At 62.0% G+C, this 15,282-nt stretch carries 18 protein-coding genes; 8 read left to right on the top strand and 10 right to left on the bottom strand.

All coding sequences use genetic code 11. The features are described 5' to 3' along the window. Positions 1 to 4 precede the first annotated feature (4 nt). From OHD62_RS18245 to OHD62_RS18255, 3 genes are all read right to left on the bottom strand, one after another. Positions 5 to 1,204: a ZIP family metal transporter gene (locus OHD62_RS18245; protein ID WP_263784350.1), complete on the bottom strand. Its 1,200-nt coding sequence runs from the start codon at positions 1,202 to 1,204 to the stop codon at positions 5 to 7. Continuing rightward, positions 1,201 to 2,331, bottom strand: a complete 1,131-nt coding sequence (locus tag OHD62_RS18250; protein ID WP_263784352.1) for a multicopper oxidase domain-containing protein — start codon at positions 2,329 to 2,331, stop codon at positions 1,201 to 1,203. Before OHD62_RS18250 ends, OHD62_RS18245 begins: the two co-directional genes overlap by 4 nt. Before the next feature lie 117 nt (positions 2,332 to 2,448). After that, positions 2,449 to 3,255 (bottom strand): phosphodiester glycosidase family protein, encoded by an 807-nt coding sequence (locus OHD62_RS18255; protein WP_263784354.1) that lies wholly within the window; start codon positions 3,253 to 3,255, stop codon positions 2,449 to 2,451. 161 nt (positions 3,256 to 3,416) lie between these two features. Between OHD62_RS18255 and grxD the strand changes: the two genes are divergently transcribed. After that, positions 3,417 to 3,752: a Grx4 family monothiol glutaredoxin gene (grxD, locus tag OHD62_RS18260; RefSeq protein ID WP_263784355.1), complete on the top strand. Its 336-nt coding sequence runs from the start codon at positions 3,417 to 3,419 to the stop codon at positions 3,750 to 3,752. Between the two features lie 174 nt (positions 3,753 to 3,926). Then, the gene (locus OHD62_RS18265) at positions 3,927 to 5,171 is read left to right on the top strand and encodes a multidrug effflux MFS transporter (RefSeq protein ID WP_263784357.1); all 1,245 of its coding nucleotides are present in this window, start codon (positions 3,927 to 3,929) and stop codon (positions 5,169 to 5,171) included. Between the two features lie 11 nt (positions 5,172 to 5,182). Here OHD62_RS18265 and OHD62_RS18270 read toward each other — a convergent pair whose 3' ends face one another. The 4 genes from OHD62_RS18270 to rpsD all read right to left on the bottom strand — a co-directional run bounded on the left by OHD62_RS18270 (position 5,183) and on the right by rpsD (position 8,107). Continuing rightward, complete coding sequence (locus tag OHD62_RS18270) at positions 5,183 to 5,590, bottom strand: TonB C-terminal domain-containing protein (protein WP_263784359.1); 408 nt, start codon at positions 5,588 to 5,590, stop codon at positions 5,183 to 5,185. 79 nt (positions 5,591 to 5,669) lie between these two features. Then, positions 5,670 to 6,497 carry an inositol monophosphatase family protein gene (locus tag OHD62_RS18275; protein ID WP_263784361.1) on the bottom strand — a complete coding sequence of 276 codons (828 nt, stop codon included), beginning with the start codon at positions 6,495 to 6,497 and terminating at the stop codon, positions 5,670 to 5,672. Continuing rightward, positions 6,487 to 7,380 (bottom strand): tRNA 2-thiocytidine(32) synthetase TtcA, encoded by an 894-nt coding sequence (ttcA, locus tag OHD62_RS18280; RefSeq protein WP_263784363.1) that lies wholly within the window; start codon positions 7,378 to 7,380, stop codon positions 6,487 to 6,489. The genes OHD62_RS18275 and ttcA overlap by 11 nt, the downstream gene beginning before the upstream one ends. 109 nt (positions 7,381 to 7,489) lie before the next feature. Next, positions 7,490 to 8,107, bottom strand: coding sequence for a 30S ribosomal protein S4 (gene rpsD, locus OHD62_RS18285; protein ID WP_097575658.1), 618 nt, complete (start codon positions 8,105 to 8,107; stop codon positions 7,490 to 7,492). 366 nt (positions 8,108 to 8,473) lie between these two features. Between rpsD and OHD62_RS18290 the strand changes: the two genes are divergently transcribed. Next, a complete protein-coding gene (locus OHD62_RS18290; RefSeq protein ID WP_263784370.1) occupies positions 8,474 to 8,680 on the top strand; it encodes a hypothetical protein in 207 nt (68 codons plus the stop codon). Between the two features lie 121 nt (positions 8,681 to 8,801). Here OHD62_RS18290 and OHD62_RS18295 read toward each other — a convergent pair whose 3' ends face one another. From OHD62_RS18295 to OHD62_RS18305, 3 genes are all read right to left on the bottom strand, one after another. Further along, positions 8,802 to 8,987, bottom strand: coding sequence for a DUF3008 family protein (locus OHD62_RS18295; protein WP_263784372.1), 186 nt, complete (start codon positions 8,985 to 8,987; stop codon positions 8,802 to 8,804). Between the two features lie 134 nt (positions 8,988 to 9,121). Beyond that, a complete protein-coding gene (murI, locus tag OHD62_RS18300) occupies positions 9,122 to 9,934 on the bottom strand; it encodes a glutamate racemase (RefSeq protein WP_263784374.1) in 813 nt (270 codons plus the stop codon). Between the two features lie 174 nt (positions 9,935 to 10,108). Then, positions 10,109 to 10,957: an RNA methyltransferase gene (locus OHD62_RS18305; RefSeq protein ID WP_263784376.1), complete on the bottom strand. Its 849-nt coding sequence runs from the start codon at positions 10,955 to 10,957 to the stop codon at positions 10,109 to 10,111. Positions 10,958 to 11,317: 360 nt separating this feature from the next. Here OHD62_RS18305 and OHD62_RS18310 point away from each other — a divergent pair, with 360 nt between their 5' ends. The 5 genes from OHD62_RS18310 to OHD62_RS18330 all read left to right on the top strand — a co-directional run bounded on the left by OHD62_RS18310 (position 11,318) and on the right by OHD62_RS18330 (position 15,215). Next, complete coding sequence (locus OHD62_RS18310) at positions 11,318 to 12,337, top strand: hypothetical protein (protein WP_263784379.1); 1,020 nt, start codon at positions 11,318 to 11,320, stop codon at positions 12,335 to 12,337. Beyond that, complete coding sequence (locus OHD62_RS18315; RefSeq protein WP_263784381.1) at positions 12,297 to 12,629, top strand: hypothetical protein; 333 nt, start codon at positions 12,297 to 12,299, stop codon at positions 12,627 to 12,629. The genes OHD62_RS18310 and OHD62_RS18315 overlap by 41 nt, the downstream gene beginning before the upstream one ends. Next, the gene (locus OHD62_RS18320; RefSeq protein ID WP_263784383.1) at positions 12,626 to 13,156 is read left to right on the top strand and encodes a hypothetical protein; all 531 of its coding nucleotides are present in this window, start codon (positions 12,626 to 12,628) and stop codon (positions 13,154 to 13,156) included. Before OHD62_RS18315 ends, OHD62_RS18320 begins: the two co-directional genes overlap by 4 nt. Before the next feature lie 207 nt (positions 13,157 to 13,363). Continuing rightward, positions 13,364 to 14,575 (top strand): NADP-dependent isocitrate dehydrogenase, encoded by a 1,212-nt coding sequence (locus OHD62_RS18325; protein ID WP_263784385.1) that lies wholly within the window; start codon positions 13,364 to 13,366, stop codon positions 14,573 to 14,575. A 13-nt stretch (positions 14,576 to 14,588) separates the two neighbouring features. Then, complete coding sequence (locus tag OHD62_RS18330) at positions 14,589 to 15,215, top strand: glutathione S-transferase family protein (protein WP_263784387.1); 627 nt, start codon at positions 14,589 to 14,591, stop codon at positions 15,213 to 15,215. Positions 15,216 to 15,282: the final 67 nt, after the last annotated feature.

The raw sequence follows: 15,282 nt of genomic DNA on the forward strand, positions 1-15,282 counted from the left end.
CTGCTCAGATCTTCACCAGCATCGCCGTCAGGTACATGAAGCCAACCCCGGCCGCTAATCCAGCCATCGCGCCCGGTGCGAACAAGGCGCGCGTGCCGTCCGATCGCTGACGAAGCTGCATCGACACCAGCTCGACGATCACCTGCAGGATTGCTCCCGCGCCGACCGCCAGCGCCAGTGCCGACCACTGCGGAGCATAGGCGAGGCTGCCGATCCACAGGCCGACGACCGCGGGGCCGCCTGCAAGCAGCGTCAGCGCGGCGAAGGCCCGCAGTGAGGGGCGCTGCTTCAGGATCGGGGCGGCGATGCCGATGCCCTCGGTGATATTGTGCAATGTGAAGCCGAGCACCAGGAAGGTACCGAGCCCCGCCGCACCCGAGGCGAAGGCGGCGCCGATAGCCAGCCCTTCGCCGAGATTGTGCAGGCCGATGCCGAGCGCGATGAAGGTGGCGAGCGCCAGACCGGTCGGCGTCCCGCTGCGCCGCCCTGCCGCCATCAGCAGGAGAAAACTGGCCGCAGCGGCGAGCACGATCATCGTCGGCCCCTGGAATAGGGCGGCGGCTTCGCTGGCCAGTTCGAACGCATCCTCCAGCGCATCGACGAAGAGGAAGGCGAGCAGCCCGACGGTTAGCGACAGAAGAAAGTCCATGCCTGCCTGTCCGACGCCGCGAAGCGCGGGATAGAACATAAGGCCGATCGCCACGGGCAGGATGCCGACGAAGGCGCCAAGCACCGCCTGCGCGACGAAGCTCAGCGAATCGCGCGTCGGGGTGGTTACGGCCACGGCGATCTCGTGTGTGAACGTGGCTCCTGTATTGGTCACGACATTGATCTCGTGCGCCTCCCCCAGCACCCAGGGATACGGCAGGGCAATCCATGCCGTCGCGCCGCGCGCGATCGGGCCCGGCGGATCCTGCGTGAACTGCCAGTAGGCATCGTCGACCTGCACCTGCGCGACGGTCATCGGCTCCGATCCGCCGGCCCTGACGAGAACGCGGATGCCGTCCGCGCTCAGAATCGTCCGCTCGAAGGTGAGGTTCTCGACCGGCGGCGCGCCATTGCGGAAGCTTGACAGCGGGTCCGAGGAGATCAGCCAGGCGATGGCCAGCCCGAGCACGGCGAGCGGCAGCGCGATCCAGAACAGATAGGCCCACCTTGGTCGGCCGGCACGTGTATCGGCGGAAGGCTGGCTCAGATCCGTCACGATACGGCCTCCACGACGTCGAACATGCCGGACCAGCCGAGTTCGGTGAATTCCGACTGGTGAGGATGGAACATGTAGAGGCCCGGTTCATGCTCCTTGAAATGGAACTCGAGGATGCCGCGCTCAGCCTGACACTGGGTGATCAGGTCGACAGTCCTAAGCGTCGGGGTCAGCGTCGTGCCCTGGTTGTAATAGTCGAAGAAATTGGCGTGCAAATGGAAGGAATTGATCGGATCGAACTCGATGACGTTGACGAGATAGATGCGGACGGGTTTGTCCTTCAGCACCCGGATCGGCTTTTTCGCATAGGCGTGGGCAACCGTGTTGACGGCGTAGACCTCGTTCTCGCCGTCGAAGTTGGTGTCGAAGGCATTCATGACCATGACGAATTCCTGCCAGCCGGCATTCTCGGGCGTGCCGAAGAGGCGTGAGCGGGCGACCGCCTCGTGTTCGGGATGGCGGGCCGGATCGGGATCGATCACGAATGCGCCGTACATCCCCTTCTGAATGTGCCGCTTCAGCGGCAGCGCGTGGCAGTGATAGAGATGACAGCCGAACGGCCTGGCATCGAACTCGTAGACGAACTCCTCGCCCGGTCCGATCAGGCCGGCGCCCGGGACGCCGTCCATGCGCGCGGCATGAATGCCGTGGAAATGCATGGAGTGCGGATGCGAGCCGCCGTTACGGAAGACGATCCTCAGCCGATCGCCCTCGGTCGCGCGCAGGGACGGCCCCGGCACACGGCCATTGTAGGTCCAGGCGGGGAACATAATGCCGGGCGCGATCTCGATCTCCTTGTCCTCGGCCGTCACTTCGAAGGTGCGCAGCGTCCGACCGTCCGGCAGTGTTGACACCGTCCCGGTGTCCCAGTCGCTCAGCAGCTTCGACGGATCGAAGCCGTTGCGCGCGTCGTCGACCTCGCCGACCGTGATCATCGAGCCATGGGCTGAGAGATGCGCCGGCGGCTCTTCAGCGGCCGCCGCTGCTGGCATCTCGTGACCGGCGTGGCTTGTCTGCCCGCGAGCACCACTCGCCGCGACCGCCGTGCCACCGGCAGCGGCAAGGCCACCGGCCAGAAGCAGCCTTCGATCGAGCTTTCGCTCCAGCAAGGATTTCATCTCGTGCATGCCTGCGTCCTCCAAATCACATCTAGCATAGTGCATGCTTCAAGATTTAGCTATAGCTATATTCCAGGCGACGACCGATTGATGCCGGACAAGGCAGGCAGAGGCGTTCCTTTGGGGCTACCCGGACACCGGCTTCTTCGCTGACACGGCGACGATCGGCCCGGCCGGATATTTGCCGCCGACGAGCATCCTGTCGCCATTCGACAGCGCCGAGACCACACCGTCGAAGAAGAGCGCGTTGGGACAGTGGAGAGCATCGCGAAACAACCGCGCGAAGCTGCCGAGGCTGACCTCGGAGCGTGAGATCGCCAACACGACCGTGTCACCATCGCGCACGCCGACGCCATTGCGGATATAGCGAGAGACACCATTTTCCTCGAAGCGAGGATGAAGCCGGCCATCGATCACCAATATCGGGCCTGACTGCGTCGCGAATGCCACCTCCGGCCGGGCGGAGGCATAGGCGCCGGTCTCCATGATCGCTGCCTTGCCATCCTTGCGGACCAGAAACACGCCGTTCGGTTTCAGGAAGAAATTGCCTTCGCAATCGGCAAGGTTGAGTGGTGCCTTCTCACGTCCATCTTCGACGAGAAGCCCGACCGGCGACAAATCCTCGTGATACATGCCGGCATTCATGGCGAGCAGGACCGGCCTGCCCTCGCCCGCCATCGCCTTGTCGAATTTTTCCAGCGAACCGAAGGCCTTGCCGTCCGCGCCAGCGTGGAAGACGCCGATGTCATAGCTGCGAAGGTCGATCTCGCAGACGACATAGGGGACCGCCTCGAAGCTGAAGTCCTTGCATGGCGCAGGCAGTTCGCCGCTAACGATGACTGCTGGAGGCGCTGACGGCCTGAACCACCAGATCAGGGCCAACGCGACAGCGAGAGCGCCAATCAGTATCGCCGCGATATGCCGCCTTTTCATCATTTCCCGGGAAAACAGTGACCGCACCTCTTGGCCCAAGTCAGGCCATCCTTTGCGCCATTTGCAAGGCGATGCGGCAAACGTCTTGTTTCGAGCAACCTATGGGTTTATTTGAAGAGTATGCTTCGAGCCTGCCTCCCACAGGCGTGAAAGGATTTTCTATGAGCGGAATCAACGACTACATCGACAGCGAAGTTAAGGGCAACGACGTCGTTCTCTTCATGAAGGGCACACCCGGTTTCCCGCAATGCGGATTTTCCGGCCAGGTCGTCCAGATCCTCGACTATATCGGCGCCGACTACAAAGGCGTGAACGTGTTGGACTCGGCGGAACTGCGGCAGGGCATCAAGGAATATTCCAACTGGCCGACGATCCCCCAGCTCTACGTCAAGGGCGAGTTCGTCGGCGGCTGCGACATCGTACGCGAGATGTTCCAGGCGGGCGAGTTGCAGACATTCCTCGTCGAAAAAGGCGTGAGCGTCAAAGGCGCCGCCTGACCTTTGGTTTGTGCATGTCGTTGTCCCAAAACCGCTGCGCACTTTTGGGCGACATGCACTAACGCACCGGGGTAGCCCCACCTCGGCATTTTTAGATCCTGAACGTCGGGAGCAAGACGAACCTTTGCGCCGACCCCGTCGGCGCATGTTCGTTTTTAAAGATCGGACTTTGCCGTGGATCAGCATGCACAAGCGCCGCAGCAGGCAAGCACCTTGCCTATTCCGCGCTGGGAATTCATCGCGCTGTGCGCGGCGCTGATGGCACTCAACTCGCTGGCCATCGACATCATGCTGCCGGCGCTGCAGCAGATCGGCGCGTCGCTGGGCGTGGCCAATGAAAACCACCGCCAATATGTGATCACCGCCTATATTCTCGGCTTCGGCGGCGGACAGCTTTTCTTCGGGCCGATTTCGGATCGTTTCGGGCGGCGTGCGCCACTGGTCGCCGGACTGGTGATCTATGTCGCGGCGGCAGCGGCGGCGGCCATTGCGCCATCCTTCGCCACGCTTCTGATCTGCAGGGCGGTCCAAGGCATTGGTGCGGCCGCCACACGCGTCATCGCCGTCTCGATCGTGCGCGACACGTTCGACGGGAGGCGCATGGCCGAGGTGATGTCGCTGATCTTCATGGTGTTCATGGCCATCCCGGTCATCGCCCCCGGCATCGGCCAGTTCATCATGCTGTTCGCGACATGGCATGTGATCTTCATCGTCATGGCGGCCGGCGCGCTGATCGTCTCGGCCTGGTCACTGTTGCGCCTGCCCGAGACGTTGCATCCGGAATATCGTAGGCCGCTGACGGCCGAATCCATCATCGGCGGCTTCCGCATCGTGCTGACCAACCGCATCGCGCTTTGCTATGCCTTCGCCAGCACCTTCATCTTCGGCGCCATGTTCGGCTTCATCAACTCGGCGCAGCAGATCTATCTCAACGTGTTCAATGTCGGCGAGATGTTTCCCGTCATCTTCGCAGGCATTGCAGGCGTGCTCGCCTTCTCCAACTATCTGAATTCCCGCCTCGTCGGCAGCATCGGCATGCGCCGCCTGTCGCAAAGCGCGCTGCTGTTGTTCCTGGCCATCAGCCTTGCCTGGCTGGTGGTGTCGCTGGAAATGAAGATGCCGCTCTGGCTGTTCATCACCTTCTTTGCCTGCGCGATGCTTCCGTTCGGCGCGCTCGGCGCCAATTTCAACGCGCTCGCCATGGAGCCACTCGGGCAATTGGCCGGCACGGCGTCGTCCATACTGGGTTTCATGCAGACCTTTCTCGGCGGCATTCTCGGCACGCTGATCGGCCAGGCCTTCAACGGCACGGTGACGCCGCTGGCCGCCGGTTTCTGCAGCGTTTCGGTGGGCGCGTTGCTGATGATCCTGATCGCCGAGCGTGGCAGGCTGTTCCAGCCGCACAATCCGCCGGTTTAATGCCGCGCGCTTTAGGACTTGCCTTCAGCGGCTGCAGTGAAACGAGGAAACAGCGCACGCCCCGCGATTGCTCCACCCATGCTATCCGAAAGGGGCAGCGGCAGAGCCTTGTCGAGAGCCTTGAGGACGGAAGCCACGAAGAGCCGGTTCAACTGGGCATCGTTGCCCAGATGGGAATAGGTGGCGCGAGGCTTGCCAATAAGCGTGCCGTTTCGACGAAGTGAGAACTGCAGCGTCAGGGTCATGCCTGCGCTTCCCTGCGGCGGCTCCCAACAAGCAAAGATCGCGGAGAACATCTCGTCAATGGTGTCGATGGGCTCGGGACTGCGACACGCGCGCACTTGTGCCCCTGCCTGGGTAGCGCCGGCAACCACAGCGAGGGCAAGGGCTGCTGCGCCAATTGTGGACCGCGTCTTCATTCGCGTCTCCCCATCTGGACGAGCTTGCGTCAATCTTACAGCCGTACACCCGCCGTTAAACTCTGGCTGGGAATCGAGCCTATTCCGCCCAGAGTTCGCGCCGCAGCTCGTGCCAGCTTTCCCTGTCCGGCGCGACAATGATGCCGCCGCCGAGATGCGAAGGCAGATAGGCGCTGCCGTCGAAACGCGCCGTATAGCCGCCGGCCTCGGCGTGGATCAGCACGCCGGGCAAATGATCCCACGGCATCAGCTTGTTGTAGACGACGAAATGGCCGTGGCCGCTCGCCAGCAAACGGTATTCGTGGGCGGCGCAACGATAGTTGAATTGAGACAGCGTCTTGGTCTGATTGCGCGCCAGCCGCGACCGTTCCGGTTCCGGCAGATATTGCCAGGACACGGCGCCGGTCATCTGCGACATGGCCGCAGGCTTGGCGACATGCACCTTCTCTAGGTTGCCATGCGCGTGACGGATGTGGCTGCCGGCGCCTTTGGCGCCGATCAGCCAGTCCTTGCCAACAGGATCGTAGATGATGCCGGCGACGGTCTCGCCCTTGACCACGACGCCGAGCATGACACCGAACAGCGGCACGCCAGAGGCGAAGTTGAAGGTGCCGTCGACCGGATCGATGACGAAGGCGAGATCGGCATCGCCCAAGCCCTGAAGCAGCGCCGGATTGTCGGAGCAGGCCTCCTCGCCGACGATCATCGCCTGGGGGTAACGTTCACGCAGCTTGACAGTGATCAGCCGCTCGGCGTTGACGTCGGCCTCCGTCACCAGATCGGCGGCCGAAGTCTTCTGGCGGATGTCGCCCTCGTTCAGCCGGCGAAAGCGCGGCATGATCTCGGCCTTGGCGACGTCGGACAGAAGCTCTGCCAGCCAATCGATTGCGGTATCGTCAAATGTCATCGGGAATGTCTTGCCTTGCGGTGAGGGTGTCGTTGAGGGCAGTAAAATCGAAGAGTTTGCGGTCGAGCAAATGCGAGGGCCGCACATTGGCCATGGCGCGGATCATCGTGTCCTTGCGGCCCGGCATGCGCTTTTCCAGATCGTCCAGCATCGCCTTCATGGCGTTGCGCTGCAGGCCTTCCTGGCTGCCGCAGAGGTCGCAGGGAATGATCGGGAATTGCATGGCGGCGGCGAATTTTTCGAGATCGGCCTCGGCGCAGTAGGCGAGCGGCCTGAGCACCATGACGTCGCCTTCGTCATTGAGCAGCTTCGCCGGCATGGCGGCGAGCCGGCCGCCATGGAACAGGTTCATGAAGAAGGTTTCGAGGATATCCTCGCGGTGGTGGCCGAGCACCAGGGCCGAACAGCCCTCCTCCCGCGCGATGCGGTAGAGATGGCCGCGCCTCAGCCGCGAGCAGAGCGAACAATAAGTGCTGCCTTCGGGGAGCTTGTCGGTGACCACCGAATAGGTGTCCTGATATTCGATACGGTGCGGGATGCCGTGGTTACCGAGGTAGTCGGGCAGGATGTGTTTGGGGAAGTTCGGCTGGCCCTGGTCGAGATTGCAGGCCAGGAGTTCAACCGGCAGCAGGCCGCGCCATTTGAGGTCGAGCAGCAAGGCGAGCAGGCCGTAGGAATCCTTGCCGCCCGACAAGGCGACCAGCCAGCGATCACCGGGCCTCACCATCGAAAACTCGTCGATCGCCTGACGGGTGAGCCGCAACAGCCGCTTGCGCAGCTTGTTGAATTCGACGGAAGACGGCACATCGGCAAACAGCGGATGAAAGCCGCCTTCGGCATCGGCAACCGGTTCGAGTGTTTCGGCGTCTGGCAGCATGTTCATGGCGCGTCGGCCCCAGGATCTTTGTTGGGCTTGGGATTAGCGGACATGACGGGCAAAGAAAAGGCCGCCTCGACGGGCGGCCTTCGGTGGTGTGGCTGAATGTGTCCGATCAGCGCGAATAGAATTCGACGACCAGGTTCGGTTCCATCTGCACGGCGAAGGGAACGTCGGCCAGGCCAGGGATACGCGTGAAGCTCGCGGTCATCTTGTTGTGGTCGGCCTCGATGTAATCGGGCACGTCGCGCTCGGCGAGCCCAACCGATTCGAGCACGATCACCAGCTGCTTCGACTTCTCGCGCACTTCAATGACGTCGCCCGGCTTGCAACGGTAGGAGCCGATGTTGACGCGCTTGCCGTTGACGTTGACGTGGCCGTGGTTGACGAACTGACGGGCGGCAAAGATCGTCGGCACGAACTTGGCGCGGTAGACGACCGCGTCGAGACGCGATTCGAGCAGGCCGATCAGGTTCTCCGAGGTGTCGCCCTTGCGGCGATCGGCCTCTTCATAGACCTTGCGGAACTGCTTTTCCGAAACGTCGCCATAGTGGCCCTTCAGCTTCTGCTTGGCGCGCAGCTGCAGGCCGAAATCGGAAAGCTTGCCCTTGCGGCGCTGGCCATGCTGGCCGGGGCCGTATTCACGCTTGTTGACCGGGGACTTCGGGCGGCCCCAGATGTTTTCGCCGAGACGGCGGTCGATCTTGTACTTCGCGGATTCGCGCTTGCTCATCGCATTCCCTTTTCAAAACAATACACCCGAACCTCATGGTCCGGGTGAAGGAAACGCGCCCTCCTCTGGCCTCCGTTTTCGAGACCTGACAGGGTTTCCCACGCAACGCGACGGAAAACCCACGGGACACGTCATTTCAAACAAGACTTTGGGTACGTATAGAACGGCTTCCCGAGTGTCTTGAGCACATAAAGAAACCACCGGGCATTGCGGCCCGGTGTTGGCGCGCTGATTAAACGGAGATTTAACCGGTGTCAAGCTTGTGACTGGCGCGGCCCAGGCCAAGCCTATAACGCTTCCGGTGTTAGATGCGGTGCTGGTGATCAAGCCAACGGCATCAGGACGCCAGAGGAGCCGGAAATTCACATGAAGAAGTTCTTCCTTACATTGGTGGGTGCAGCGGTAATGGCAGGGTCGATGGCAATCGCGCCCGAGCCGGCACAGGCCAGGCATTGGCACGGGCATTACCACAATCAGGTGTGCCGCACCGTGGTCAAAAAGAAGGTTGTATGGCGGCATGGCCATCGCAAGGTCATCCGCTACAAGGTACGGCGCTGTCATTCCCGCTGGTAATTCTGGCTTCGGTCTAGGAACTCCCCAACATATCAATGTCAAAGCCCGCGGTTTCGACCGCGGGCTTTCGGCTTTGTCGGTTAATCCGTCGATGGACGGGCAAACCCGATCGGCGTTGACATCAGCCTTTTTTCTTCTCCGGCAGTCCCTTGCGCTTGGTCTCGGCGAATTCCTCGAGCTGCTTTTCGCTCATGGACTCATACATTCCCTTCGAGGCGCCCCGGAGTTCGCTCTTCTTCGTCTCGCCACGCTTGGCGGACAGGGCTGCGCCGGCGGCCTTTTGCTGGGCTTTCGAGGTGGCTGGCATGATCGTTTCTCCCGTTTGCGATTGAGGGAAAAACGCACCGGTCCGGGTGATGTTCCCAATGCATGTCGCCAAAAAGTGCGCAGCGGTTTTGGGACACGACATGCATAACCGGGGGACCTGCATAAGACAGGATATCAGGAAATCGCCAGCCCAAATCCCTGCATCAGGCGGCGCGTCGGAAAATCGGCCCGTTTCGAGGTGAAGACGGCAAGGTCGGCGCCTTCCGGCAGCATTTCGGCATGACTGCTGGCCTCGGTATCGTCGAGAAGAGAGAGTGCGCGCCGCGCGATCGCCTCGGCGGGATCGAGCCAGTCGACCGGCCAAGGTGCCGTCTTGCGCATGCGGTTGGCCAGAAAAGGATAGTGCGTGCATGCCAGCACGACGATGTCGGTCCTGAGTTCGTCATGTTCGACGAAGCACGGCGCGATCTCGGCGCGCACGGCCTCTTCATCGACGAAGCCCTCGCGCATGTAGATCTCGGCCAGCCCGGCCAGATTGTCGCTGCCGACCAGGCGGACATGGCATTTCTGCGCCCATTTGCTGATCAGGTCGCGCGTGTACTGGCGCTTGACCGTGCCGGGCGTCGCCAACACCGAAACCAGTCCCGAGCGCGTGCGTTCGGCCGCCGGCTTGATCGCCGGCACCGTGCCGACAAAAGGATGGTCGGGAAATCTCTCGCGCAGCGCATCGATGACCAGCGTCGAGGCGGTGTTGCAGGCGATGACCGAAATGGCCGGCGAAAACCGGTCGAGCAGTTTGGCGAACAGCTCCAGTATGTGCACCCTCAGCGCCGGTTCCTCCCAGGCGCCGAAGGGAAAAGCCGCATCGTCGGCGACATAGACGAAACGGCGATCAGGCATCAGCACGCGCGCCTCGCGCAGCACCGTCAGGCCGCCGATACCGGAATCGAACATCAGGATCGGGCGGGCGTTTGAAGGATCGGTCATTGTCATCGCTTACGAGAGAAGGCTGGTGGCCACGAGAGGAGGCTGGCGAATGCTTTGGCCATTGATGCTTATCCGTGGCGCTTCTATCCGGAGCCATCATGGTCTTGAAGCGACAAGATGGTCACCCATCCGAAATAACATTCGGTTACCGTGACCAGGCTCGACGATTTGTTGCTAGTCTCCGTCTTTCGGCTTGCTGGCGCGTGCAGCGGCGGCGGGAAGCCGTCTTGGGTCATCGCCCGGCGAGCCGTCGCCGCGCGGCATGGCCGGCGAAAACCTGTCGAGCGATGAGATGATGCCGCGCAGCACCTTGAGCTCCGGCTCGGCGAAGCCGGCGCGTGTCAGCACCGCGCGCAGATTATCGACCATCTTCGGCTTCTTCGGCGCCGGGCGGAAATAGCCACGTGCCTCGAGCGCGCCCTCCAGATAGGCGAACAGGCCGTGCAACTGCTCCTTCGTCGCCGGCAGCATTTCAGGGCTGGTGAAATTGGTCTTGGTCTCGTCTTCCAGGCCGGACTTCATCCATTCATAGGACATCAGCAGGGCCGCCTGGGCGATGTTGAGCGAGGAGAAGGCCGGATCGACCGGAAAGGTGACGATCTCGTCGGCCAGGCCCACCTCGTCATTATAGAGACCGAAGCGCTCTCGACCGAACAGGATGCCGGTGCGCTGGCCGGCCATATGACGTGCCCGCAGCGCCCTGCCCGCCTCGACCGGACCGCGCACCGGCTTGAAATTATCGCGCGCGCGCGCCGTGGTGGCCAAGACGAAGTTCAGATCCGCGACCGCCGCGGCCAGATCGCTAAACACCGTGACCGCGTCGATGACATGGTCGGCGCGGCTTGCGGCAGCGCGCGCCTTTTCACTCGGCCAGCCATCGCGCGGATTGACGAGCCGCAATTCGGCAAGGCCAAAATTCGCCATGGCGCGCGCGACCATGCCGATATTCTCGCCAAGCTGCGGTTCGACCAGGATGATCGCCGGGCCTGCGGCGGTTTTGGCTGGGTCTTCTGTGGCTGGCATGGCGGTCAATGAACGGATGTTTGCAGCATTTCAGTGTCCCTGCCACATCCGGCCGGGAAAATGAAGCATTCACATAGGAGCGACACCGGGCCTCTTATTCCTGAAGAATTGCCGTTTCCTAACGGCATTGCGTGACAAGCCAAGTAGTGGGATTTTGAGATCTCCTCACGAGCGAAGTTGCCCATGCCTTCGACACTGGAAGAGCGCTACGAAAAAGTGCTCAGGAGCTTGCCAGACGGGCCAGCGCTCCTTGCGCAGGCGCTCGCTCTTGAAGACGAATATCAGCGACTCACAGCCAAGTTGATGCGGGACAATGGAGCGCCCAACCAGGTTCTGCGTGACTATGCCTCGGCGCCAGCCTTGTCGGGCAACGGCAAGGCCGCCATGGAGGCGCTCGCCGCATTGTCCAACCAGCTTTGCGGTGCAAATCCCGACTTGCCGCAGGTCCTGGTGCGATGGTGGCCGGAAAGATTGCCAAGCGCCAGTTGCGCGATGGGGGAGAGCGGCGCTCTCATCCGCGTAAACCTGGGCATGCTTACGCATCTTCGCTTGCTGATCCACCTCCTTTGCTCTTGCCTCGGGAGCATTACCGGCGACGAAGCGCGCTGGGGCGAGGATCGCCTGACCGTCGACCAAGCGCGAGGCGAATATCTGGCGATGATCGATGAGTTTGTCGGCGGCGAACCCGTTCCGCTTTACAAAACCGTGCTTGTCCATTGGGGCAAGCGTGAGCGCTTCCGGCGCGTGGCTACACTCGCAGGTCTCGCCTACGTAATCGCGCACGAATTAGGCCATGCGGACCTGTTGCAGGCCGCCAGCGCCACACCGGGACCGTTCGAAGTCTCGGCCGCTGAGCCAGAAATGATCAGCCACGAGGCCGAAACGTCGGCGGATAAGGCAGCCTTCCGCCTGCTGCGCGCATTGGCGCCGCTCGACCAGGATGAGGATCTGGCGTTTGCCTACGCCGCCGGTGCGGCCTCGGCGCTGGCAATCCAGGCCTGCCTTTTCTGGTTCAAGGCAAGCCACTCGGACGAGACGCTCGCATGGACGCATCCCGTGCCCGACCTGCGCCTCGGCATGGCATGCCTCGCTCTGGGCGACCCCGAGGAAGCCGATCGCCTGGCATCTCCCACCCCACGCGGAGCCTCGTCGTCGACGACAAACAAACGGCAGGCCCGCATTGCTGCGTTAAAACTATGGCTGGACACGGTCACAGGTGTTTCTTTGTTCAGGGAAGCGGCACTCGCCCGCGACCTGCGAGGGCGAGGGTTGTCGCCCGCGCAATTGATGACGCTTTACGTCGCTTATGGTATTCCTGTGCCAGACAAGGGGGTGTCGCATGTCGAGGAAAGGCAAGCAGGAGAAGCCCGTTCCCTATGAGGAAGGCACCCCGCCTGATTGGGATACTGCTGTCGGCAGCTTCACCATCACCAAGCGGCGCGAAGGCAGCTTGGAAAAGTCAATGCTGACCGGCGCGTGTCCGCGATGCCGTCATGCCTTCCTCAAAGATATTTCAGATGTTGTCGTGCAGGCCTTCGCGCCCGAGACCATAAGATACGCGTGGCGGTGCGGTTGTGGCTTGCTCCATGCGGGAGCGCCTGCCGGCACAACCGGCTGCGGCGCGAGCGGCGTCCTTGAAATTACGCCGGTTCTGAAGGTCGCGCCGAAATGAACGAGGAGCAGGACGATGCGGCAGGTTACAAGATTGAAACCGGCAACCCTCTGTCGGAAAAGGAGCGCTTGGCCAATAAGTGGGCGGATGACGCCATAGCCAACCAATTGCCTACTTTGCGGACAACCGCTCAGCATTGGCAAACCACCATATCCGCGATCATCGGTCTGTTCGGCGCCGCGACCATAATCAGTTCGGACGAGTCTGTAGCCGCGCTAAAAGCCTATTGGAACTACGGCTATGGGCTGTTGGTCCTTCTGTCGCTAGGCGCTGCCGGGTTTGCGCTGAACAGCGCGGCCCGTGCCGGCGAGGCATCGACGGTAACCATCAGGCCGGATGTCGGCGAAAGAGTCACAGAATACAATCAGCTTGTCAGCACGTCGGCCGGCCGCCTGAAATGTTCGCGGACCCTTACTTGGATCTCCATCTGCCTGCTTGTGACCGCGACCGGCATTCGCTGGTACGCACCAAAGAATCCTCCGCCTCCTCCAACGGTTGTCTCAGCCCCAGCGCAGACGCATATGTGAGGTCGGCCCGCCTATCGCATCTCAAAATCTCCTCGGGAAACTGCCAGACATATCGCGCACTGCATAAGCCGATCTGCCGTGTGCTACCCGCATCGTGACGGATCGCCGTTTGCGCGCTCAAAAAGGCTTTGATATACGCTGCGCATCCCCGGCCGAAAGCCATGCGGGCAAGGCCGTTCCGATCCCCAACAACGAGGCATTCTTTCCATGGCGAAGATCAAGGTGGCGAACCCGGTCGTCGAACTCGACGGCGACGAGATGACCCGCATCATCTGGCAGTTCATCAAGGACAAGCTGATCCACCCTTATCTCGACCTGAAGCTCGAATATTATGACCTCGGCGTCGAGCACCGCGACGCCACCGGCGACCAGGTGACCATCGACGCGGCCAACGCCATCAAGAAATACGGCGTCGGCGTGAAATGCGCGACGATCACGCCCGACGAGCAGCGCGTCGAGGAGTTCAAGCTGAAGAAGATGTGGAAGTCGCCGAACGGCACTATCCGCAATATCCTCGGCGGCACCATCTTTCGCGAACCCATCATCATGAAGAACGTGCCGCGCCTGGTGCCCGGCTGGACCAAGCCGATCATCGTCGGCCGCCACGCCTTCGGCGACCAGTACCGCGCCACCGACTTCCGCTTTTCCGGCAAGGGCAAGCTGACGATCAAGTTCGTCGGGGAGGACGGCAAGGTGATCGAGCACGACGTGTTCGACGCGCCAGCCGCCGGCGTTGCCATGGCCATGTACAATCTCGACGAGTCGATCCGCGAATTCGCCCGCGCCTCGCTGAATTACGGCCTGCTGCGCAACTATCCGGTCTATCTCTCGACCAAGAACACCATCCTCAAGGCCTATGACGGCCGCTTCAAGGACATCTTCCAGGAGGTTTACGAGGCGGAGTTCGAGGCTGAATTCAAGGCCAAGAAGCTCTGGTACGAGCACCGGCTGATCGACGACATGGTGGCCTCCAGCCTGAAATGGTCGGGCGGCTATGTCTGGGCCTGTAAGAACTATGACGGCGACGTGCAGTCCGACACGGTGGCGCAAGGCTTCGGTTCGCTCGGCCTGATGACCTCGGTGCTGATGACACCGGACGGCAAGACGGTGGAGGCTGAGGCCGCGCACGGCACCGTCACCCGCCACTATCGCCAGCATCAGAAGGGCGAGGAGACCTCGACCAATTCGATCGCCTCGATCTTCGCCTGGACACGCGGCCTCGCTCATCGCGCCAAGCTCGACGACAATGCCGAACTGAAGCGCTTTGCCGAGACGCTGGAAAAGGTCTGCATCAACACTGTCGAGGCCGGCTTCATGACCAAGGACCTGTCGCTGCTGATCGGCCCCGACCAGCCCTGGCTTTCGACCACCGGCTTCCTCGACAAGATCGACGAGAATTTGCAGAAGGCGATGGCTTGATCGGACAGGCGGCATGAGCAAGCCCGTCGTCTACGGGGCGGACTACAGCGTCTATGTGCGCATTGTCCGCCTCGCGCTCGAGGAAAAGGGCATCGACTACGAGCTCGTGCCGGTCGATGTCTTTGCCGAGGACGGCATTCCCGGCTGGTATTTCGAGCATCATCCGTTCGGCCGCATTCCGGCCTTCGAGCATGAAGGGTTTCGCCTGCATGAGAGCGGGGCAATCGCCCGCTATGTCGATGAGGCGTTTGATGGGCCGGCACTGCAACCGGTGGAGGCACGTGCCCGCGCCAGGACGAACCAGATCGCTGGCATGCTCGACGCCTATGGCTATCGGGCAATGGTCTGGGATGTCGCCGTCGAACGGCTGGAGAAGACGACACCGGACGAGGCGCTGATCGCCGCCGGACTTGGCCAGGCGGCCACGGTGCTTCGCGTGCTCACCTCGCTGAAAGCCACCGGGCCGTGGCTGCTGGGAGAGCAACTGACGCTGGCCGACCTGCATGCCGCGCCGATCATCGGCTATTTCGTGAAGGTCGACGAAGGGCGGAAGCTGTTGGCCGAGTTCGCGGATATCCAGGAGTGGTACGCGCGCTTCGCAGCCCGCCCGAGCTTTGCGCGAACCGAAAAGGCTGATTGAAAAATGTGCGAGAGGCCGAGGGACAGCCCCTCTGTCCTGCAGGACAGAGGGGGGTGCTGTCCCTCCG

Origin of the sequence: Mesorhizobium sp. YC-39 (assembly GCF_025753795.1) — a bacterium.
Lineage (GTDB): Bacteria > Pseudomonadota > Alphaproteobacteria > Rhizobiales > Rhizobiaceae > Mesorhizobium.